The organism is Parafannyhessea umbonata, from assembly GCF_900111255.1.
In the GTDB taxonomy this organism is placed as follows: Bacteria; Actinomycetota; Coriobacteriia; order Coriobacteriales; family Atopobiaceae; genus Olsenella_J; species Olsenella_J umbonata_A.
This window is the reverse complement of record NZ_FOGP01000003.1, coordinates 120,901-143,002: the sequence shown is the minus strand read 5'-3', so window position 1 is coordinate 143,002 and position 22,102 is coordinate 120,901. Positions and strand designations below refer to the sequence as shown.

At 64.2% G+C, this 22,102-nt stretch carries 17 protein-coding genes; 11 read left to right on the top strand and 6 right to left on the bottom strand.

The features are described 5' to 3' along the window. Positions 1 to 332 precede the first annotated feature (332 nt). Entirely contained in the window at positions 333 to 2,840 is a 2,508-nt protein-coding gene (locus BMY31_RS04980) for a phosphoketolase family protein (protein WP_078687519.1), read from the top strand. A 209-nt stretch (positions 2,841 to 3,049) separates the two neighbouring features. Here the strand turns inward: BMY31_RS04980 and BMY31_RS04975 are convergent, their stop codons facing one another. Further along, the gene (locus BMY31_RS04975) at positions 3,050 to 4,051 is read right to left on the bottom strand and encodes a LacI family DNA-binding transcriptional regulator (RefSeq protein WP_078687520.1); all 1,002 of its coding nucleotides are present in this window, start codon (positions 4,049 to 4,051) and stop codon (positions 3,050 to 3,052) included. Between the two features lie 260 nt (positions 4,052 to 4,311). On the opposite strand from BMY31_RS04975, the gene xylB reads away from it, so the two are divergent. Genes xylB through BMY31_RS04955 form a run of 4 tightly spaced genes read left to right on the top strand, consistent with a single transcriptional unit; the run spans position 4,312 to position 8,954 of the window. Next, positions 4,312 to 5,790: a xylulokinase gene (xylB, locus tag BMY31_RS04970; RefSeq protein ID WP_091008902.1), complete on the top strand. Its 1,479-nt coding sequence runs from the start codon at positions 4,312 to 4,314 to the stop codon at positions 5,788 to 5,790. 12 nt (positions 5,791 to 5,802) lie between these two features. After that, positions 5,803 to 6,729 (top strand): NAD(+) diphosphatase, encoded by a 927-nt coding sequence (gene nudC / locus BMY31_RS04965; RefSeq protein ID WP_091008899.1) that lies wholly within the window; start codon positions 5,803 to 5,805, stop codon positions 6,727 to 6,729. Between the two features lie 19 nt (positions 6,730 to 6,748). Further along, positions 6,749 to 7,420 (top strand): phosphoribosylanthranilate isomerase, encoded by a 672-nt coding sequence (locus BMY31_RS04960; RefSeq protein ID WP_078687523.1) that lies wholly within the window; start codon positions 6,749 to 6,751, stop codon positions 7,418 to 7,420. 4 nt (positions 7,421 to 7,424) lie between these two features. Continuing rightward, positions 7,425 to 8,954, top strand: coding sequence for a 2-isopropylmalate synthase (locus BMY31_RS04955; RefSeq protein ID WP_091008896.1), 1,530 nt, complete (start codon positions 7,425 to 7,427; stop codon positions 8,952 to 8,954). 21 nt (positions 8,955 to 8,975) lie between these two features. Here the strand turns inward: BMY31_RS04955 and BMY31_RS04950 are convergent, their stop codons facing one another. Further along, positions 8,976 to 9,839 carry a DegV family protein gene (locus BMY31_RS04950; protein WP_091008893.1) on the bottom strand — a complete coding sequence of 288 codons (864 nt, stop codon included), beginning with the start codon at positions 9,837 to 9,839 and terminating at the stop codon, positions 8,976 to 8,978. Between the two features lie 173 nt (positions 9,840 to 10,012). Here BMY31_RS04950 and BMY31_RS04945 point away from each other — a divergent pair, with 173 nt between their 5' ends. Both BMY31_RS04945 and BMY31_RS04940 read left to right on the top strand, forming a co-directional pair. After that, a complete protein-coding gene (locus BMY31_RS04945) occupies positions 10,013 to 11,479 on the top strand; it encodes an MBL fold metallo-hydrolase (RefSeq protein ID WP_091008890.1) in 1,467 nt (488 codons plus the stop codon). 10 nt (positions 11,480 to 11,489) lie between these two features. Next, positions 11,490 to 12,353, top strand: a complete 864-nt coding sequence (locus BMY31_RS04940) for a Cof-type HAD-IIB family hydrolase (protein WP_091008887.1) — start codon at positions 11,490 to 11,492, stop codon at positions 12,351 to 12,353. Positions 12,354 to 12,462: 109 nt separating this feature from the next. Here BMY31_RS04940 and BMY31_RS04935 read toward each other — a convergent pair whose 3' ends face one another. After that, positions 12,463 to 14,163, bottom strand: a complete 1,701-nt coding sequence (locus tag BMY31_RS04935) for an OPT/YSL family transporter (RefSeq protein ID WP_091008885.1) — start codon at positions 14,161 to 14,163, stop codon at positions 12,463 to 12,465. A 171-nt stretch (positions 14,164 to 14,334) separates the two neighbouring features. Here BMY31_RS04935 and BMY31_RS04930 point away from each other — a divergent pair, with 171 nt between their 5' ends. From BMY31_RS04930 to BMY31_RS04920, 3 genes are read left to right on the top strand one after another with little or no spacing between them, the layout of a single operon-like run. Continuing rightward, positions 14,335 to 15,177, top strand: a complete 843-nt coding sequence (locus tag BMY31_RS04930) for a type III pantothenate kinase (protein WP_091008882.1) — start codon at positions 14,335 to 14,337, stop codon at positions 15,175 to 15,177. A 54-nt stretch (positions 15,178 to 15,231) separates the two neighbouring features. Then, positions 15,232 to 16,029, top strand: coding sequence for a Cof-type HAD-IIB family hydrolase (locus BMY31_RS04925; RefSeq protein WP_078687530.1), 798 nt, complete (start codon positions 15,232 to 15,234; stop codon positions 16,027 to 16,029). 51 nt (positions 16,030 to 16,080) lie between these two features. After that, on the top strand, positions 16,081 to 16,605 hold the full coding sequence (locus BMY31_RS04920; RefSeq protein ID WP_078687531.1) for a prolyl-tRNA synthetase associated domain-containing protein: 525 nt from the start codon (positions 16,081 to 16,083) through the stop codon (positions 16,603 to 16,605). Positions 16,606 to 16,649: 44 nt separating this feature from the next. Here the strand turns inward: BMY31_RS04920 and BMY31_RS04915 are convergent, their stop codons facing one another. Continuing rightward, positions 16,650 to 17,366, bottom strand: a complete 717-nt coding sequence (locus tag BMY31_RS04915; RefSeq protein WP_078687532.1) for a nitroreductase family protein — start codon at positions 17,364 to 17,366, stop codon at positions 16,650 to 16,652. A 219-nt stretch (positions 17,367 to 17,585) separates the two neighbouring features. Between BMY31_RS04915 and BMY31_RS04910 the strand changes: the two genes are divergently transcribed. Beyond that, complete coding sequence (locus BMY31_RS04910; RefSeq protein WP_180371363.1) at positions 17,586 to 18,788, top strand: pyridoxal phosphate-dependent aminotransferase; 1,203 nt, start codon at positions 17,586 to 17,588, stop codon at positions 18,786 to 18,788. A gap of 107 nt (positions 18,789 to 18,895) precedes the next feature. On the opposite strand, the gene nrdG is transcribed toward BMY31_RS04910, so the two are convergent. Together nrdG and nrdD are read right to left on the bottom strand one after the other, a co-directional pair. Next, positions 18,896 to 19,462, bottom strand: coding sequence for an anaerobic ribonucleoside-triphosphate reductase activating protein (gene nrdG, locus BMY31_RS04905; RefSeq protein ID WP_091008876.1), 567 nt, complete (start codon positions 19,460 to 19,462; stop codon positions 18,896 to 18,898). A gap of 210 nt (positions 19,463 to 19,672) precedes the next feature. Then, positions 19,673 to 21,895 (bottom strand): anaerobic ribonucleoside-triphosphate reductase, encoded by a 2,223-nt coding sequence (nrdD, locus tag BMY31_RS04900; RefSeq protein WP_091008873.1) that lies wholly within the window; start codon positions 21,893 to 21,895, stop codon positions 19,673 to 19,675. Positions 21,896 to 22,102 lie beyond the last annotated feature (207 nt).

Genomic DNA, 22,102 nt, shown 5'->3' with positions numbered 1-22,102 from the left:
ATAGGCGCAAGGCATGGAGGGGAGAAGTGCCTAGCAAACGGGTGAAAACGCCTTGTCCTTCAGGAGTGGGACAGAAGCGGGGCTGAAACCCTTCTCGTTAAGCTCGCACGCTACTAAACAATGCATTTTATCTGCACATTGTCTATCTTAGAGAGGTCATTTGTTGACGTAATTCACGAATGGTTAATTTGGTTTAGTAAACGACCAGATAAACACCTACCGTTGGGCGAATTGTCTTGATTGACCTCTTGTAACTTCCTATCGTAGGGGCTGTTGGAACGTGGCACATGGTGCCAAAATAGTTGCTAAACGTTTTGTCGAGGGAGACTGTTATGGCTGAAGATCTGGGTACCCCCTGGAAGAAGCTCGACGCGCCTGTTCCCGAGGAGGAGATCGCTTGGGTCGACAAGTACTGGCGTGCCGCCAACTACATGTCCGTCGGACAGATCTACCTGAGGAGCAACCCGCTCATGCGAAGCGACTTCGTCGATGAGCAGACGGGTCAGACGCGCGACTTCGGCCGAGCGGACGTCAAGCACCGCCTGGTCGGGCACTGGGGGACGACGCCGGGACTGAACTTCCTGATGGGCCACGTCAACCGCTTCATCCACGACCATGGCCAGAGCGTCGTCTTCTTCATGGGGCCGGGCCACGGCGGACCCGCGGGTACCGCGCAGTCCAAGCTGGATGGCACCTACGCCGAGATCCGCCCTGACATCACTGACGACGAGGCGGGCCTGCAGAAGTTCTTCCGCCAGTTCTCCTATCCCGGAGGCATCCCCAGCCACTTCGCGCCCGAGACTCCGGGCTCCATCCACGAGGGTGGCGAGCTTGGCTACACGCTCTCTCACGCCTATGGCGCCGTCCTCAACAACCCCAGCCTGCTCGCCTTCGCCGTCGTGGGCGACGGTGAGGCCGAGACCGGACCGCTTGCCACGTCGTGGCAGACCAACAAGCTGGTCAACCCGCTGACTGACGGCATCGTCCTGCCCGTCCTGCACCTCAACGGCTACAAGATTGCCAACCCCACCATCCTCGCCCGCATCTCCGATGAGGAGCGCAACGAGTTCTTCCGCGGCATGGGCTACCACCCCTACACCTTCGTGGCCGGCTTCGACGACGAGCCCGCCATCTCGATCCACCGTCGCTTCGCGGCCCTGCTCGAGCAGGTCTTCAACGAGATCTGTGACATCAAGTGGCGCGCCCTCGCCGGCGAGACCGCGCGCCCCGCCTACCCCATGATCGTCTTCAAGACGCCCAAGGGCTGGACCTGTCCCAAGTACATCGACGGCAAGAAGACCGAGGGCTCCTGGCGTGCCCACCAGGTGCCCCTGGCGTCCGCCCGTGACACCCACGAGCATTTCCGCGTGCTGCGCGGCTGGCTCCGCTCCTATAAACCCGAGGAGCTCTGGAATAGGGACGGCTCCCTACGCCCCGAGGTTACCGAGTTCATGCCCGAGGGCGACCTGCGCCTGGGTGCCAACCCCAACGCCAACGGCGGCCTGCTCCGCCACGACCTCAGGCTGCCCGATGTCCACGACTACGAGATCGACGTGGCCAGCAAGGGGCACGGCTACGGCATGACCGAGGCGTCGCGCGTCTTCGGCCAGTACACGGCGGACGTGATGAGGCTCAACTTCACCAACTTCCGCGTGTTCGGTCCTGACGAGACCGCGTCCAACCGTCTGCAGGAGGCCTATCGCCTGACCGACAAGCAATGGGATGCCGGCTTCAACGCCGATCCCGAGAACGACTCCTACCTCAGCTCGACCGGCTCGGTCATCGAGCAACTCTCCGAGCACCAGTGCGAGGGCCTTCTTGAGGGCTTCCTGCTGACCGGTCGCCATGGCGTCTGGAGCTCCTACGAGTCGTTCATCCACGTGGTCGACTCCATGGTCAACCAGCATGCCAAGTGGCTTGAGGCAACCGTGCGGCACATCCCCTGGCGCAAGCCCATTGCGTCGCTCAACATCCTGCTTTCCAGCCATGTCTGGCGCCAGGACCACAACGGCTTCAGCCACCAGGACCCCGGCTTCGTGGACCTGCTGCTCAACAAGAACTTCCACAACGACCACGTCGTCCAGATTTACTATCCGGCCGATGCCAACATGCTGCTCTGCGTGGGCCAGGAGGCATACCGCTCCACCAACAGGATCAACGCCATCTTCGCCGGCAAGCAGCCCGCGCCAACCTTCCAGACAATTGACGACGCCCAGAAGGAGCTCCAGAAGGGCGCGGCGGCCTGGGACTGGGCTGGCAATGTGGCCAAGGGAGAAGAGCCCGACATCGTGCTCGCTTGCTGCGGCGACGTGCCCACGCTCGAGATGCTCGCGACCTCTGACGCCCTTCAGGACCTTGGCCTCAAGGTGAAGTTCGTCAACGTCGTCAAGCTGCTCTCGATCCAGAATGCGGGTCAGAACGACGAGGCTCTTTCCGACAAGGAGTTCTCGGAGCTCTTCGGCACCAAGGTGCCCGTACTCTTCGCGTTCCACGCATACGCCCACACGATTCACGGCCTCATCTACGAGCGCCCCGGCCATGACAACTTCCACGTTCACGGCTACATGGAGGAGGGTTCCACCACGACGCCCTTCGACATGCTTCGCCTGAACGAGATGGACCGCTACGCCCTGACCGCCCATGCGCTCGAGCTGGTCGACGCAAAGGAGTTCGCCGACAAGATTGCCGAGTACCGCGCCTTCCGCCAGGAGGCCTTTGAGTTCGCCTGCGCCAATGGCTACGACCACCCCCGCTTCACCGAGTGGTGCTGGCGCGACGTCGTGGGGCAGGACAACTCCGCGGCGGCCATGTCCTCGACGGGTGGCGACAACGAGGAGTAGCGCCTCTTGACAGGAACACCGCACCCGACACGCCGCTGCCGGCTCGCCCGTGGGCGTCCGGTCGATTGAGGGGGACTAAGAGAGGGGGGTCCGAGGGGGCTCCCCTTTTCATGTGACCACGCATCAAAAAAGGCGCGGAGTCGGTCGGCGAAGTCCTTCTCGCCTTCCGTCTCCGCGCCTTGGCACTGCCGTCATTGCCGACGTCTCCGCTAGTGCCTCTCGCAGACGCTGTCGCGCTCCACGAAGGTCGTGGAGATGTGCGTGGTGCAGGTGAACTCGTGCGGGTTCTTTACCTGCTCGATGAGCTTCTGGACGGCCATCTTGCCAATGTCGTGCTTGGGGACGTGGATGGTCGTGAGAGCGGGCAGCATGATGGTGGCGGCCGGCAGGTCGTCGAAGCCGACGAGCGAGACCTCCTCGGGCACCTGGTAGCCCGCCTCGATGAGCGCGCGCTCGACGCCGCAGGCCAGCACGTCGTTCTCGGCGAAGAACGCCGTGGGCAGCTCGGGGTTCGTGTCGATCCACGACTTGGCATCCTGGTAGGCGGTGCGCAGCGACGTGCCGACCTTGACGCGGTACTTCTCGTCGAAGCTCAGACCGGCCTCCTCGAGGGCGCGCTTGCAGCCGCGCTCGCGCAGCGGGAAGTTGCGGATGCTCGTGGTTCCCTGGATGTAGCCGATCTTCTTGTGGCCCTTCGAGATGAGGTAGTGGACGGCGTGGTAGGCCGAGCTCTCGTTCGAGATGACTATGGCCTCCATGAAGCTGTGCTGACACCAGCCGTCGACCACCACGAGGGGCGCGACCGAATCGTAGAACGGGGCGTAGTCCTCCTCGTCCATCTCGGTTCCCAGAAGTACGATGCCGCCGGAGGGGTCCTGGCACATCTGGCGCATGCGCTGGGTCCCCGACGGGTCGTTCAGGTCGACCGTGATGTAGTTGGTGGGCAGGCCGTTTGCCTTGGCCTCGCGCTCGACCCCGTCGACCACGGCGGGGTGGAAGTCGCTCTCGTCCAGAATCTTTCCGCTCTTGCGGGCGACTATGAACTGGATCCTGTCTATCCTGCTGGGCCTTTGGTAGCCAAGCTCCTGGGCTGCCTGAAGGATGGCCTCGGCCGTCTCCTTGCTGACGCCTCGCTTGCGGTTGAGCGCGTTGGAGACGGTGGCGGGCGAGTAGCCCGTCTTGCGACTGATGTCTCGTACTCCGACCTTCACGATGGACTCCCTGGAACAAAACGATTAGCAAACGTGTTTATAACTAAAGTACTCTTTCCGAAGTGGTTCTGATTGAGGACTTTTGTTTATTTTTCCAGCGGTAATGTGAGTTCGGGAAGCGGAGGCAAAATGCTGGCGACATGTTTATGAATCATTTTAGGTCGCTCTATTTCCTGCCGTTCGCAGGCAGCCTCGTCGCGTACCGCCTGCGTGGGGCTACGATGGGAAAGGTCTGACGATCCGGGCGACGGGAGGGGCTCATGCTCTTTATTGGCTTGGACATCGGGACGTCCGCCACCAAGTGCTTGCTCATGAACGAGGCCGGGGCGGTTTTGAACATAGAGCGCGCCTCGTATCCCACGTCCTTTCCCGAGCCAGGATGGAGCGAGCAGGACCCCGAACTCTGGTGGAATGCCGTATGCGACTGCATCCCGCGCCTGCTGGAGGGTTTTGATGCCTCGCAGGTCGTTGCCCTTGGGTCGTGCGGCCAAATGCACGGTCTCGTCGTTCTGGACGAGAAGGGCGAGGTCATCCGCCCGGCCATCCTGTGGAACGACAGCCGCACGCGCTATCAGGTCGACTATCTGAATCGCGAGGTCGGCGTGAAGACCGTCGCGTCCTACACCGGAAACGTCGCCTACACCGGCTTCACCGCTCCCAAGCTGCTGTGGCTTCGCGAGGAGGAGCCCGTGAACTTCTCGCGCATCGCAAAGGTGATGCTGCCCAAGGACTACGTCAACTTACGCCTGACGGGCGTCGCCTCGACCGACTGCACCGATGCCTCCGGAACGCTCCTTCTGGACGTGCGGAATCGCAGTTGGAGCCGCCCGATGATGAGCGTCTGCGGACTGCGCGAGTGCCAGCTGCCGCAGCTGTTCGAGAGCTGGGAGACTGTCGGCGAGGTCCTGCCCGAGATCGCGCGTCAGTTGGGGCTTCCCGAGGGCGTGAGGGTGTGCGCGGGTGCGGGCGACAACGCGAGCGCCGCCGTGGGCACGGGTGCCGTGGGGCCCGGCCGCTGCAACATCGTCATGGGCACGGCAGGTACGATATTTATGACGACGGAGGGCTTCCTGACCGACGGGAGGAATCGGCTGCACAGCTTCTGCTCGGCCGATGGCGGCTTCAACCTGATGGGCTGCATCCTGACGGGCGCCGGCTGCAACGCCTGGTGGATGGACGAGATTCTTCAGGCCTCGGACTACGAGGCCGAGCAGGCGCTGGTGCAGGGTGGACGCTTGGGGCAGAACGACGTCTACTTCCTGCCCTACCTCATGGGCGAGCGGACCCCTCATAACGACCCGCGGGCACGTGCGGCATTCGTGGGGATGCGCATGGACACGTCCAGGGCCGACATGACGCAGGCGGTGCTCGAGGGCGTGGCGTACGCGCTGTGCGACTGCCTGGGGGCGGCGCGCGAGGAGGAGGTTGAGGTGCTGGCCTCGACCATCTGCGGCGGAGGCGCAAAGAGCCCGCTGTGGCGCGCCATCGTGGCAGACGTGCTGGGCATTCCGCTCCAGATTCCCCAGACCGAGCAGGCGCCGGCCTTCGGTGCGGCCATGCTGGCGGCGGTCTCGGCCGGGTTGTACCCGGACGTGGGGGAGTGCGCCCACGCCCTGGTCAAGGTGAGTCCGCGCATGGTCATGCCGAACCTAAAGATCCGCTCTCTCTATCAAGGTCATTACGATGTGTGGCACAGCCTGTATCCCGCGCTACAGTCTGTCTATCAACAGATTCTGTAACGTGGGGGGCACATGATCCAAGACATCGGAGCTCATCTCTTTGACAACGGCTACATCCCGGATTCCCCTCGCGAGGACGACGTCCTTCTGGCGTTCTCCCGCGACCGCGAGACTCGCGGGCAGGTGATCGCCTCCCAGGGCGAGGCGGGGCTCGTCCTTCCGACCCTGCGCGACTGGGAGCGCGCGCTGGACGATACGTCAAAGGACGACGGGTCAAGAGGGACTTCGGTCCAGGCACTACGCACGCTTGCTCCGCGCATGCTCTTCTCGATCGACCGGACGCGTTTCTATCTGGTCGAGGGCAGCCTGGGGACCGAGCCGCTCGGAGCGGCCGTGGCAGCGCTTTCCCGTGCCGGCTTCGTCCCCACCCAGATGAACCTCATGCGCTACCTTCGGCCGCGTCACCTGGCCTTTGCCGCCATCACGGCACGTCAGCTGGCCCGGTGGTACGAGCTCAATCACTACTGCGGGCGTTGCGGGGCAGAGCTGGGACACGTGACCACCTCGCGCGAGCTCGCGTGCCCCTCCTGCCAGAACGTCGTCTATCCCCGTCTGAACCCCGCGGTCATCGTGGGCATCACCAACGGCGACAAGCTGCTGCTGACCAAGTACGCTCACGGGTATGACCGCTACGCGCTCGTCGCGGGCTTCTGCGAGGTGGGCGAGACGCTCGAGCAGACCGTCGCGCGCGAGGTGCGCGAGGAGGTCGACCTGGACGTCTGTAACCTACGCTACTACGCCTCACAGCCCTGGCCGTTCACGGACTCGCTGCTCGCGGGGTTCTTCTGCGACGTCGCGGGAGACCCCTCGATTCACGTCGATGGGGAGGAACTGCGCCTGGGCGAGTGGTGGTCGCGCGACGACCTGCCAAAGACGCACGAGGACACGTCCAGCCTGACGAACAGAATGATCGAGGCGTTTGCAAGGGGAGAAGTGTAGGAAGGCAGAAAGGGGTCGCATGCTGGGACGACGCATCACCACAATTGTCACGCACGACATCCTGTACGGGTCGAGCGGCTATTTGCGCACCGAGGTGCGCGGCGTGTCGCGCGAGGAGGAGGTCCATGTGGTCAACGAGGCCGCGCCCGACCTATGCGGCTTTCTGGTCGACTATCCCAGCGTGCCATGGAGCGTCGATCGCGACCAGCTGTGGAACCTCGTCTCACACCTGGAGTCCACCATCCCCGCCGTCGGCGTCTTCGTCGACCAGCCGTTGGGGCTGGTGGCCGAGCTTGCCGACGAGGTCCTCGACGTCGTCGAGCTTCACGGGAGCGAGGAGAACCCCTACATCACTTTCCTGCGAGAGCTGGTGGACGTGCCCATCGTCCAGGCGTTTTTGGTGGCGGGGCCGGACGACATCCGCAAGGCGAACGAGAGCAAGGCCGACTTCGTCCTGCTGGACGGCGACTGGAGGCGCGACGAGGCGTTCGACTGGTCGCTCATCGAGGGACTGCGCCGCCCGTTCATGCTGTCGGGCGGCCTTGGCGCGGACAACGTCGCTGCGGCTGTCGAGGACCTGCGCCCCTGGGGCGTGAGTATGGGGTCTCGCCTGGATGTGGGCGGAACGAAGTCTTTGGAGCTCGTGTCGGCCGCGCTTGCAGCCGCGCGCGGGGCCGAGCAAAGGGGTTAGCTGCATGAGTCGTAAGGTCTACATTTTCGATACCACCCTGCGCGACGGCGAGCAGTCGCCCGGCGCGTCGATGAACACCGACGACAAGCTCATCATCGCGCGACAGCTGCTGCGCCTGCACGTCGACGCGATCGAGGCTGGCTTTCCCATCTCGTCGCCGGGCGACTTCCGCTCGGTTCAGAAAATCGGTCAGCTCGCGGGAGACGACGCCGCCGTGGTCGCCCTGGCCCGTGCGGTCGAGAAGGACATCGACTGCGCCGCCGAGGCGCTGCGGGGCGCAAGCCGCCCGCGCATCCACACGGGACTGGGCGTTTCTCCCCAGCACCTGCGCGAGAAGCTGCGCATCAGCGAGGACGAGTGCGTGGAGCGCGCACGGCGCAGCGTCGCCTATGCCAAGCGCTACGTCGAGGACGTCCAGTTCTACGCAGAGGACGCCGGTCGTGCGGACCAGTCCTTCCTTGAGCGGGTCGTTCAGGCGGCCGTCGAGGCGGGCGCGACCGTGGTGAACATTCCCGACACGACGGGCTGCCAGCTGCCCGAGGAGTTTGCCGCACGCATCAGGGGGCTTCGCGAGCACGTTCGCGGCATCGAGGACGTGATCATCGCCGTGCACACGCACAACGACCTCGGCATGGCGACCTCGCTGGCGCTTGCCGGCGTGAGGGAGGGCGCCACGCAGGTTGAGTGCACCATCAATGGACTGGGAGAGCGCGCGGGCAATGCCGCCCTCGAAGAGGTGGTCATGGCGCTCCGGATGCACGAGGACGCGCTCGACGCCCACACCGACGTCGTCGCGTCCGAGCTCACGAAGGCATCGCGACTCGTGAGCCGCGTCACGGGCATGCAGGTCCAGGCGAACAAGGCCATCGTGGGCGCGAATGCCTTCGCGCACTCGTCGGGCATCCACCAGGACGGTGTGCTGAAGGCCCGCGACACCTACGAGGTCATCGACCCCGACGAGGTCGGCGCTCAGGGCTCGGAGCTCATTCTGTCGGCTCGCAGCGGCCGCGCTGCTCTCAGGCATCGCCTGGCAGAGCTCGGCTACAGCTTTCCCCAGACGGAGTTCGAGGGCGTCTACCGTCGCTTCCTCGAGGTGGCCGACCAGAAGAAGGAAGTGTTCGACGAGGACCTCGACTCGCTTGCGCAGGAGCGCGAGCGAGACGTTAGCGCGGTCTATACGCTCTCTTCCGTTCAGGTGGTCTGCGGAGACGTGGCGACGCCCACGGCGACCGTGCGCATCACCGATGAAAACGGAGAAGAGCATGTCGCTGCGGCGACCGGGGCCGGTCCCGTTGATGCGGCATACAAGGCCATCGACCAGGTCGTCGCCGTTCACGGTGACCTTCATGAGTTCGTAGTCAAGGCTGTCACGCGCGGCATCGACGCCATCGGAGAGGTGACCGTGCGCATCGTGGCGAGCGGCGGCGCGGTCTATTCGGGTCGTGGCTCCGACACCGACATCGTGGTCTCGTCCGCCAAGGCCTATGTGAATGCGCTCAACCGCCTGATCAGGACGGAGCGCGGAGACGCCTAGCGTTGCCCGGCCGCCCGCTGCCTACGCGCCCTTTGCCATGGCGACGATGCCGAAGGCGCCAGGGCCGGAGTGCGACGCGATGACGCAGCCGGTCTTGACCCACTCGATCCTCTCGAAGCCGTGCTCGTGGGCCAGCTGCTCGACGGCCTCGCGCTCGGTGGGGTCGGGTGCGTCGCCCACGGAGTAGATGAAGCTGATGCGTCCGGCGTCCAGGGGCTCGGCCTCGAGGAAGTGGCGCGTCAGGGCGACGATGCACTTGAGGCGCGACCCGCGACGCTTGTCGGTGGCGACTAGCCTGCCATCCTGGATCTCCACCGTGGGCTTGATGCGCAGCAGCGTGGCACCTAGGAAGGCGATGTTTGACAGGCGGCCTCCGGCGCGCAGGTACTCGAGGTCGCCGGGGATGAACGACATGCGGATGCGCGCCACCTGGTCATCCACGAAGGCCTTGAGCTCGTCGAGGGTCGCCTCGGGGTTTGCCTTGAGCCAGCGTGCCGTGTTGGTGACGACCATGCCCTGACCGGCGCTGACGCTCTTGGTGTCGATGGCGGTGACGTAGTCGCGCCCCTCTGCGGCGGCCAGCGCCGAGGCATAGCTCACCGTCGTGACGGAGGAGTAGGCAAGGTATACCACCTGGGCCTCGGGATGCTCGGCGTGGATGCGGTTGAAGGCGCGCGTGAAGTCCTGTGGGGTGGAACCGCTGGTGTGCGGGAGCTCCTTGGTGCGACGGTAGTTCTCGTAGAGGTCCTCGGGCGGGAAGCTGCCGTCATCGAGGTCGTGGCCGCCAAAGTTGACGTGCATGGGGACGATCTCGATGCCCAAGTCTTTCGCGACCTCGGGGGTGATGTCCGAACCGGTCTCTGCGACAAGGATGAAGCGTACCATGTGTGCTCCCAGCAAAAAAGGGCGTCCGCGCGCCAATTCATTACCAGCTCGTACAGGCTATCAGATGTTGTCGTCCCATGTACTTGACATGGTTGGGACCACCGTGCGCGTAGCGCGTGTCGTGTCTTGCTAAAGTGGCAAGGATGACTCTTGCGTGCCACGAGGAGCGCCACATGAAGAAGAACTTTGCCATCGTACTGCCCGACAAGGCGGGGTCGTTTCTCGGGGTCTCGCGCGTGTTCCGCGATCTTGATCTCGACATCTTGCGCGTCAACTACAACAAGGTGGTTGACGTCCACACCTTCTTTCTCGAGGCGGAGGGCACCGAGGCCGCGATAGAGGCCGCAGAGGCCGAGCTCAGCCGTCGTGGCCTGCATCCCGAGCGGGCCTCGGTTGGTGACGTCAGGCTGATCGAGTCGCGCATGGACTCGCATCCCGGGTCGATGGTCCCCATGCTCGAGCTCGTTGACCGCTACGGCTACAACATCAGCTACATCAACGCGCGCGTCGACCACGGCGGCGAGCAGTCGGTTCTCATGGGTCTCTACGTCGAGGGCGAGAAGGACTTCGTCGCCTTTATGGACGAGGCCAACGCCATCTGCCCCACCGTCCTTCGCAGGTACGACAAGACGGTCGACGTGCTGGACAACAACCTTTTCTACGTCGACTTCGCCCTCGAGATCGGCTCCATGTTCGATCTGGACTCAGAGCAGTGCCGCAGCATCATGATCAACAGCAACCGCATCGTCCAGAACCTCGAGCGAACCACCAACAACCCCTACAAGCCCTTCGCCTACCTCAGGGAGTTCGCCGACGCCATCTGCGGCAGCCATGGGGAGGCGTATCGCAAGAACGGGCGCGTCACGCACTTCTCGACTGCCGGCGGCGTGCCCTCCGTGCTCATCGAGCCTCCCTGCGGCAGCAATACCTGGCTCTTCGACTGCGGGGATACCATCTTCGCGATCGACTCGGGCTACTCGTGCTTCCGCGCGGAGTTCGAGGCGACCCTGCGCGAGCTCTTTCCCGACTGGGACGAGCGACGCCGCGAGCTCTTCCTGACCCATGGGGACGTGGACCACGCAGGTTGCTGTGACCTGTTCGACCGCGTCCACGCGGTCGGCGACGTGATGGACAACTTCCGCTTCCAGCACGCTGGCGAGCCGGACTGGCGCGAGCGCAACCCGAGCCACGCGCCCTACGTGGCCATCACCAACATGATCACGGGGTACGAGTCCCCCTGGATGAGCGGCTTCCACTGCCTGGGACGTCGTCCCAAGGACGCCGAGGAGCCCATCGCGCGCGTGATCAGCTCGACGACGGGAGACCCTGCCTGGCTGGATGTCGGGCCGCTCCACTTCGAGGTGTGGGAGGGCGCTGGAGGCCACGTGAGGGGCGAGACCGTGCTGATCGAGCGCGGCCAGCGCATCTGCGTCTCGGGGGACGTCTTCATCAACATTCATGGCCAGACCAAGCCGCAGCGGGCCTTCAACCTGCTGTCGCCCTTCCTGATGACCTCGGTCGACTCGGCCCCCGAGCTCGAGCGAACCGAGCGAAAGTACCTTTTCGCACTGTTGGGACCGGGTTCCTGGCAGGTCATGGGCGGCCACGGCGGGCTGCTCGAGTACGAAAAGAAGGAGTAGGACACACCATATGATCAAGGCAATACTTCTGGACATCGACGGAACCCTCACGAACGACCGCAAGGAGATTACGCCCAAGACCCGCGAGGCGCTCCTGGCCGCCCAAGAGCAGGGCGTCCGCCTCATGCTGGCAAGCGGCCGCCCGGCCGGTGGCCTGCGTCGCTATGCCGAGGAGCTCGACATGTATCGCAACCACGGAGTCTTCATCTGCTACAACGGCGCCCAGGTGATGGACTGCGCCACGGGCGAGACCTACTTCTCGCGTCCGATGGGTGCCGCGGACGTGAGGGCGGTGCTCGACCACATGAAGGGCTTCGACGTGTGGCCCGTGCTCTATCACGGCGACTACATCTACACCACTGACGTCTTTGGCTGCGCGCTTGGAAGGGACTTCGTTCCCGACCCCTACTACAACATCATCGAGTACGAGGCCCGCTCCAACAACTACCTGCTTTGCGAGAAGGGCGACCTTGCCGCGTTCGCGGACTTTGAGACCAGCAAGATTCTCGTGGCCGGCGAGCCCACCTACCTCCAGGCCCATCACGAGCAGATGGCCGCGCCCTTCTCGGGCAAGCTCAGCTCCATGTTCACGGCCCCGTTCTTCTTCGAGTTCACGGCACGTGGCATAGACAAGGCCAATGCCATCATGTGCGCGTTCGAGAGGCTGGGCATCGGCCTGCGCGACGCCATGGCCTTCGGCGACGCGCAGAACGACACCTCCATGCTCGAGCTCGTTGGCTGCGGCGTTGCCATGGGCAACGCGGTCGAGCAGACCAAGGCTGTTGCCAACGAGGTGACGCTCTCCAACAACGAGGACGGCATCGCGCTCTCCCTCTCGCGCCACATTCCCGGGCTGGAGCGCTTCGGCGCATAGCGAGGCCTGCCGTTCGGTCGATTCCCGACTTCCGCCGCATCATAGCGAGCGACAAAAGGACCGCCCCGGCTCGCCGGGGCGGTCCTCTCGTTTGCGCATGGCGCCGATGTTAGCCGGCCAGGCTCGCGAACACGGCCACGAACGCTATGATGACGCCGACGATGGACTCTCCGCCCAGGGTGCCGGAGGCCACGACCAGCCCGGCCTCGTTGTCCCTCTCGGCTGCCGCCGCCTTCTGCTCTTCGGTCATGCTGCTGCGACGTGCGGCGACGACCTTGTCGAAGACAAGCTTGACGATGACGCCCAGGAAGCTCGAGAACGACATGTAGAAGGGCAGGTAGACGCCGAGGCCAATCATCATGGACGGAATCTTGGCCCAGTACAGGGCGATGCCTGCGACGAGTCCGCCGACGAACCAGGGGATGCTGGGGATGCCCGATATCATCGTGGCGACGACCGAGGACTGGGCTGCCACGAAGTCCTTGCCCGGACCGAAGGCGTCCGGACCGTAGGCGCTCACGAGGGCGACCATGACGGCCGCGGCGACGGCGGCGCCCACCAGGCCGCCCAGGGCCTGGCCAAGCCACTGCGCGCGCGGGTCGGTGCCCAGCAGGTGACCGGCGCGGAAGTCGTTCATGACGTCACCGGCAAGGCCGCAGGCGACGGCGACGACGCCGGCTACGAAGAACAGCTTCACCTGGGAGGACTCGCCCAGGGCGGCGATGGCCAGAAGAACGATCAGGCCGAAGATCTCCATGGGGTCGATGCCGGTCTGGCCGCAGGACTGCGCGCTCATGATGGTGGTGACGAAGCTGAGCGCGACGACCACGACGGAGGCGACGGGGGAGAGGCCCAGCCCGAAGCAGGCCAGCAGCGCACAGGCGGCGACGCCCACGCCCAGGATTCCCGCATCGGTCCTGACGCTGCCGCTCATGAGCGAGCGTGCGTCCTCACCCTGCTCGGAGGAGCTGCTCCTCAGGCCGCGGACGATGCCGGCGACCTGGGGCAGGATGTCCTTCAGGACGGTTGCGACGCCGGAGCCCATCATGAGCCCCATGCCCAGGCTGGCCACGATGCCCTGGGCGGTTGCGACGTCCCACAGGCCCGCGGCGCTGCCACCGACGATCAGTCCGAAGTTGGCGCACACCGCGCCGCCAATCCAGAAGAGCATGGCACCGGTGCCGACCAGGAAGCCGATGGAGAGCATCATGGGCGAGTTGTAGATGCCAAAGGCCACGCCGGGGATGGGCAGCGTGCACAGCATGGTCGGTATGATGCCCAGGCCGTCGCGAAGCAGGCTGTAGAGCCCTGCGATGCCCATCGACGCGAACAGCTGGGTGCCGGTCTTGCCGCCCGCCTCGGTCGCGCGAAGGGTCTCGGCGGCCGCGGTTCCGGTGGGGAACTCAAGCTTGGCGTCGACGATGAAGTGGCGATGGATGAGCGCGGTGCTGAGCAGGCCCAAGACGGTTCCGCAGAGCGCTACGAGGAAGATCTGCTGCCAGCCGAACTCGTCGGCGAGTCCCAGCATCCAGGCGCCGGGGATGGTGAACGCAAGGCCGCCTGCGACCATGGCTCCCGCCGACATGATGGTGTGGGTGACGTTGGCCTCGTTGAGCGAGGCGTTGCCCATCAGCTTGAGGAAGAACAGCGACACTACGGCCGCAAACACGATGGGCCACGGCAGGGCCCCAAGCTTGAGCGCCGTATAGGCGGAAGATGCCGTGATGATGATGCAGCCAAGTACGCCGACGATCGATCCGCGCAACGTCAGCTGCCCGCGCCAGGAGGCGCGGCCGTTCCTGTTGTCCATATGGTCTCCTTTGCGTATATCCGCTTCCCCCTGGCGCGGCGGCTCATGCCGCGGCCGAGAAGTCGGGTTACCTGCGTCTGGCGCTGGACGAGCGTCAGACTTGCTACAGTATAGCTACCTCTCCTTTGACCAATGGGGGGAGAAGTGCGTAAGGAAACGGAGCTGGCACTTATGACGAGACCGCTATGCTGCCTGACCGTCGACGTGGGCAACACGACGACGCGCTTCGGGCTGTTCTCTTCCGACGGAGATAAGGAGGCGGAGCCCCTGGGGACCTGGGAGCTCACGACGCCAAAGGCGCTGACCTCCGACGAGGCTCGCATGCAGGTCATGCAGGTGCTCTCCGTTCTGGCCCAGGACCTCGAGGCAGCCCGCGACGCAGGGCACGAGTCGCGAGGCTTCGCGCGGCCTCCCCTGGGCGCCATCCTCTCTTGCGTGGTCCCGACGCTCGTCGCCCCGTGGACCCAGGCGCTCGCCAGCTCCTGCAAGACGCGGCCCCTGGTCGTGGGGCCGGGCCTCAAGACGGGGCTCAGGCTGTGCTACAACGACCCCTCCGAGGTCGGCCCGGACCGAATCGCGGACGCCCTGTCCGCCCGCGGGCGCTACGGCGCTCCGGTCGTGGTCATCGACCTGGGAACGACGGCCAACATTGAGGTGGTCGATGCCAGGGGCGCCTTTGCGGGCGGCATCATCGCGCCGGGCATGCCTTTGGAGGCTCGCACGCTTGCCCAGACGGCGGCACGTCTTCCCTCCATCGAGCTCAAGGCGCCCTCGTCGGTCATTGCGAGGAGCACGCGCGACGCCATGTGCGCCGGCGTGGTGTTGGGGTCGGCCGCCCGTATCGACGGCCTCCTCGACCGGGTCTTTGATGAACTGGGGCAGGAGGCGCCCGTCGTCCTGACGGGAGACGACGCGGCCTGGGTCGCCGCCCTTCTTGCCCATCGGACGACCTTGGATGGCGCCCTGACCCTGCGCGGGCTCCATCAGATCTACCTTGTCAACGTGTCGCGCTAGCCGCGTGGCCTAGCGTGGCTAGCGGTCTCAATTGGACGGAAGTGAGGGTGCTTAATGCCACTTTGGAATGTCGAACGCCCCATCAAGGCGGCCTTCTTTGATGCCGACGGTACGCTGCTGTCGTTCAAGACGCACCACATCCCCGACTCTGCGCAGATCGCCCTGAACGAGCTCAAGCGCAGGGGCGTCAAGTGCTTCTTGGCCACGGGCCGACCTCCCTATCAGGTGGACGAGATCCCCATCGAGAGCCTCGAGGCCTTCATCCTGTTCAACGGCCAGTTCATCCTGAATCGCGACGAGGTTCTCTATCGTGAGGCCATGGACCCCGGCGACATCGCGGCTGTCGTCGAGCAGGTCAACCGGGGGCTCTATGACTGCCTCTTCATGGAGGCTGGCCGCTGCTACGTAAACCGCCACTCCGAGCGCGTCCTGCGCGTCGAGCGGCAGGTCGGACTGCGCTTTGCCGAGGGCGACGTCAACGAGGCCCTGCACAACGACATCTTCCAGCTCAACGCCTACCTGGCGACGGGCGAGACCGAGGTGCTCACCAGCGCCTGCAGGAACGTGAAGCTTACGCGCTGGAACCCCGACTTCGTGGACGTCTTCCCGCGTGCCGGCGGCAAGGCCCGCGCGGTGCGCCGCGTGCTCGAGATGTACGGCATTTCTCCCGAGGAGGCCGTGGCCTTTGGCGACGGCGGCAACGACATCGGCATGCTCGACGCCGTGGGCACCTCCGTCGCGCTGGGCAACGCCAACCCCGAGGTGAAGGAGATGGCGAGCTTCGTAACGGACGACGTCGACCACGACGGCATCTATAACGCCTGCGTCCGTCTGGGGCTGATCGACGCCTAGGACGGACGTCCGGGTCCGATCGCGCCCGCCTGCCCCGAACAAGGAGGAAGCATGACCGAGGACGATCTCTACCAGATGCTTGACGAGCGGGGCGTGCCCTATGAGGTCTATCATCACAAGGCGATATTCACGGTCGCCGAGGGTGACGCCGTGGGCATCCCCGAGCTGGGGACCCACACCAAGAACCTCTTCCTGCGCGACGACAAGAAGCGCAACTACTACCTGGTTACGGCCCACGAGGACCAGAGGGTCGACCTCAAGGCGCTCGCCGCTCGCATTCCCAGCAGGCGCCTCTCGTTTGCCAGCGAGAAGGACCTCGTATCCATGCTGGGCCTCGTCGCGGGAAGCGTGACTCCCTGGGGCGTGCTGAACGACGAGGGTCGCACCGTTACCATGATTTACGACAGAAACCTGAAGGGGCGGCGCATCGATGCGCACCCACTTGTCAACACCGCGACGATGTTCGTCCAGATGGACGACCTCGTGACGCTTCAGAGAGAACACGGGACGCGCGTGCTCTTTCTTGACCTAGGGCCCGACGACGCGGAGGAAGCCGGCCCCCGCGCCGGCAGGTAACGCCGACGGCCAGCGCCGGCATATGGGTCGGCCGCCAGTGCCGACTAGGCCTTGCGGCGCTCCATCGCCGAGCCCGAGACGCTGTGGCCCGAGGCGAGCTCGAAGTGGCACTCCGCGATTCCCAGGTTGACCGCGGCCATGGCGCCGGCGGAGCTGGCCGTTACCTCGGTCTGGTCCTTGCTTAGGGTGAACACGAACCTCTGCCGGTTGAAGGCGGTCGGCGCCAGGCGTGCGGCCTCCATGCCGCGCTGGAACCAGTCGGGCATCGCGAACCCGTGGGTGGCGCACAGCTCCGATATGCCCTTAGACTTGCTGGGGGTGCCCTGCGAGATGCCGTAGCCTAGCGCGATGGTGCCTAGCAGCCTCTGGCCCTTGGCTACCGCGCACCGCGTCTTGCGCTTGCTGAAGGTGCCGCCCACCCAGCAGCTGTTGAGCCCGAGCTGCTGTGCCAGGAGGACCAGCTGCTCGCCGTAGTAGCCGCAGAGCTCGGCCCCGTCGCCGTCCTTGGGGGCCACGAGCGCGAGGTAGTTCCGGACGTTGTCGAACTTGCCGTAGTGGCTCAGGAAGGACGAGAAGGCCTCGGCTTCGTCGCAGGCTAGCTGGATGTTCAGGCCGCCCTGCTCGTTGACGGACGCCACGGCCCCCTCGAGTCGCTCGCGCACCGCGCCCTCGATGGGCTTGCTCGTGAACTGCCTTACCGAGTGGCGAGCGGCGATGGCCTCGTCGATTCGGCTTTCGTCCAGGATGCTGCTGTGGGGCATGTTGGCACGTCCTTCTCGTAGACACCTTTTTGATGAGTCTACGCCTTCCATTTGGTATGGGCTGCGGGAATCGCGTCTCTCGCTGGGTCGCGACAGATGACGCAGACGAGAAACGCTTCGTCACCGTAGAGGAAACAACTTATATTTCGGCGCGTAACGCCGGATTGCCACACTGTCTACCGGAAGAGGGAACCGATGGGACCGACGGAAGGGGACAGGATGGCTGACGGTGTCGACTCGAGGATGTATGACTACGGTGCGGGCAAGTCTGCGATCAGGACGGTCTACGAGCAGACGACCGAACTGCGCCAACAGGGAGTGACCGACTTCTGGGACTACTCCATCGGCAATCCCTACGTCTCGGCGCCGCCCGAGGTGAACGAGGCCATCCGCGAGGTGCTTGAGGAGTATGACCCGATTGACGTGCATGGCTATCCGCCCAACAACGGCTGGCTGACCACGCGCCAGGCCGTTGCCGCAAACCTCAACCGTCGCTTCAACGCGCATGCCCGCGCCAGCGAGATCGCTATGACCGGCGGCTGCGCGGGGGCCATCACCTCGACCATCGCGGCGGTCACCACGGCCGGCGAGGACGTCATCGTCCCCGTTCCCTACTTTGCCGAGTACCGCATGTACATCCAGGCGTGGAACTGCCGCTGCGTCGAGGTGCCGACGCTGCCTGAGACCTTTCAGCTGGACCTGGACGCCATCGAGCGCGCCATCGTTCCCACCACGCGCATGGTAATCATCAACACGCCCAACAACCCGACGGGCGCCATCTACACGGAGGAGTCCCTCAAGAAGTTGGGCGAGCTCCTGCGTCGCAAGTCGAAGGAGCTGGGGCAGACCATCTACCTGCTTTCCGACGAGCCCTATCGCGAGGTCGTGTATGACGGCAAGCAGTGTCCGTGGGTGGCGCAGTACTACGAGAACACCATCGTGTGCTACAGCTGGTCCAAGTCGCTCTCGCTTGCCGGCGAGCGCGTGGGCTACGTTTGGGTGCCAAGCACGGTGAGGCACGCGGGGCGCGTCTACGATGCCATCCTGGGTGCGCAGCGCGTGGTCAACTCCATCTGCAACAGCCTGTTCTGCCGCGTGATCGAGCGCTGCGTCGACCTGCCGGCCCCCGTAGAGGAGTACGCGCGCAAGAGAGCTCTGCTCTTCGACGGACTGACCAAGATCGGCTACGAGGTGGTACATCCCGACGGTGCGTTCTACCTGTGGGTGCGTGCGCTCGAACCGGATGACGACGCCTTTCAGGAGCGTGCGGCGAACGAGGAGCGGCTCTACGTGGTCGGCTCCGACGACTTCGCCGCAAAGGGCTACTTCCGCCTGAGCTACTGCGTGTCTGACGAGTGCATTCGCACGAGCCTGCCCGCATTCAAGCGTCTGTACGACTCATATGGTGGCTACCAGTGGTAATAAGGGTCGAGGCCCGCGGACGCTCCGTGGGGCCTCGTTGCCTACGTTGTGTGGGCTCTGAAGACCTTGGCGGATTCACCGACTCCGTGGCCGCAGGGCCTCGCCGCCTACATCGTGTGGGTGCTGAAGACGGGGTCGTCCTCCCAGAGGATCACCTCGTTGCCCCCAAGCTCGCCTGCCGCGTGCGCCTCGAGGGTGCTGGGGATGTCTATCAGGCGCTGGTTGGAGGATCCACGGAACCGCAGGGTGATGTCGTAGTTCTGCTGCTGCCACGGTCCGTCAACGAGCACGTCGACGCATGACAGGATGCGGTCGGTGACGTCCGTGTGCCACTTGCCCTGGGTCAGCTGATCCCAGGTGTGTCCCGAGAACATCCAGATGCTCTTCTCGGGAAACTCCGTGCGCACGCGCTCGACGAAGTCGACCAGGCCCGCCTGGTTCTCGGGCTCGAAGGGTTCGCCGCCCAGGATGGTGAGGCCGTCGATATAGACGGGGCGCAGACTCTCGACGATCTGATCCTCGACTGCGGGCGTGAACTCCTCGCCCGCGTCGAAGTCCCAGGCCTCGTAGTTGAAGCAGCCGGGGCAGTGCAGGCGGCAGCCGCTGACGAAGAGCGAGGTGCGCACACCCGTGCCGTTTGCGATGTCGCAGTACTTGATGGTTGCGTAGTTCATGGCTTGCCTCCCTGGGTCCCCTGCGCGACGGCGCTCCGCCAAGACGCTGGCCTGCGAGAAGGGCGTTGCGCTCGGTCTCGGTGCCTTGCCGGCGCCGGATTGTGCGCAACGGTCGTAACGGTCGCAAAAAAGCCGAGCCCTCCCGCGCATGGGTTCTTGCGGTGCAAGTAATCCTAGCACGGAAGGGCTCGGCTCTCTCTGCGTTGGCTCTTACAGGTGAAGGACGCGGTCCTTGATCTCCTGCGTACGGCCCTGGTTCCAGAACTGGGTGCCGATGTAGCCGCAGGTGCGTCGTGCGACGTTCATCTTGGACTGGTCGCGGTTGTGGCAGTTGGGACACTCCCAGACCAGCTTGCCGTCATCCTCGACGATCCTGATTTCGCCGTCGTAGCCGCACACCTGGCAGTAGTCGCTCTTGGTGTTGAGCTCGGCGTACATGATGTTGTCGTAGATGAACTGCATGACCTTGATGACGGCCTCGAGGTTGTCCTGCATGTTGGGGACCTCGACGTAGGAGATTGCGCCGCCGGGGGAGAGACGCTGGAACTTGCTCTCGAACTGCAGCTTGGTGAAGGCGTCGATCTTCTCGGTCACGTGGACGTGGTAGCTGTTGGTGATGTAGCCCTTGTCCGTGATGCCCTTGATGATGCCGAAACGGCGCTGGAGGGCCTTGGCGAACTTGTAGGTGGTGGACTCCAGCGGCGTGCCGTAGAGGGAGTAGTCGATGTTCTCGGCCTCCTTCCACTTGGCGCACATGTCGTTCATGTGCTGCATGACGGAGAGCGCGAAGTCGGTTGCCTCGGGGTCGGTGTGGCTGTGGCCGGTCATGGCCTTGACGCACTCGTAGAGGCCCGCGTAGCCCAAGCTGATGGTGGAGTAGCCGCCGTAGAGGAGCTTGTCGATCTTCTCGCCCTTCTCGAGGCGTGCGAGGGCGCCGTACTGCCAGAGAATCGGGGCAGCGTCAGAGGTGGTGCCCAGAAGGCGCTCGTGGCGGCAGCGCAGGGCCTTGTGGCAGAGCTCGAGGCGCTCGTCGAAGATCTGCCAAAACTTGTCGAAGTTGCCGTCGGCGGACAGCGCGACGTCGGGCAGGTTGATGGTGACGACGCCCTGGTTGAAGCGACCGTAGTACTTGGGCTTGCCTGGCTCCCAGTTCTTTGCGTTGGCGACGTTGTCGAAGCCGTTGCCGGAACGGTCGGGGGTCAGGAAGGAGCGGCATCCCATGCAGGTGTAGACGTCGCCCGCGCCCTCGGTCTCGCCCTTCGAGAGCTTGTACTCCTTCATCTTCTTCTCAGAGATGTAGTCCGGGACCATGCGCTTGGCGGTGCACTTGGCGGCGAGCTTGGTGAGGTAGAAATACGGGGAGTCGGCGCTGACGTTGTCCTCCTCGAGCACGTAGATGAGCTTCGGGAAGGCGGGCGTGATCCAGACGCCGGCCTCGTTCTTGACGCCCTGGTAGCGCTGCTTGAGCATCTCCTCGATTACGAGGGCGAGGTCCTTCTTCTCCTGCTCGTTCTTGGCCTCGTTGAGGTACATGAAGACGGTGATGAAGGGCGCCTGACCGTTGGTGGTCATGAGAGTGACGACCTGGTACTGGATGGTCTGGACGCCGCGGGAGACCTCGTCGCGCAGACGCTTCTCGACGATCTGGTCGATCTTCTCGGTGCCGGGGTGGGCGTCGATCTCCTCCATCTCTGCGAAGACCTGGCGACGGATCTTCTTGCGCGAGATGTCTACGAAGGGAGCGAGGTGGGCGAGCGAGATGGACTGTCCGCCGTACTGGCAGGACGCGACCTGGGCGATGATCTGTGTGGCGATGTTGCACGCGGTCGAGAAGGAGTGGGGCTTCTCGATCATGGTGCCCGAGATGACTGTGCCGTTCTGCAGCATGTCCTCGAGATTCACGAGGTCGCAGTTGTGCATGTGCTGCGCGAAGTAGTCAGCGTCGTGGAAGTGGATGATGCCCTCGTTGTGGGCGTCGACGACCTCGGCAGGCAGCAGCTCGCGCATCGCGAGGTCCTTGGAGACCTCGCCGGCCATGTAGTCGCGCTGGACCGAGACGACGGTGGGGTTCTTGTTGGAGTTCTCCTGCTTGACCTCTTCGTTGTTGGACTCGATGAGCGAGAGGATCTTGTCGTCGGTGGTGTTCTTCTGGCGCTTCTGGTTCTGGACGTAGCGGTAGATGATGTACTTGCGTGCAACCTCGAAGCGATCGAGCGCCATCAGCTGATCCTCGACGAGGTCCTGGATCTCCTCGACGGTGACCGTGTGGCCGGAGGCCTTGCAGGCATCCTCGACGTTGAGCGATGCGAAGGTTACCTCGCGGTCGGTCAGCTTCTCTTCGGTGGGGACCTCGGCATTGGCGGCCTTGATGGCGTTCTCGATCTTGTTCAGGTCGAATGTTGCCTCTGAGCCGTTTCGCTTAATGATCTTCATGATCTGATCCTCCAGTTGGTTGTTGCCTACAGCCGCAGGCGGGGTTTGGCCAAAAAAAGACGCACCGCATGGCACGCCAGGGACCTAGCTCCTGATTGGCTGCGTTTAGTGTGCGATATGAATATGACACAATCTCTTGTGGTCTGCTTGTGAGAAAACCCCTAGATATTGTTTGACATTCTCAAATCTTTACATAAAAGCGAATTT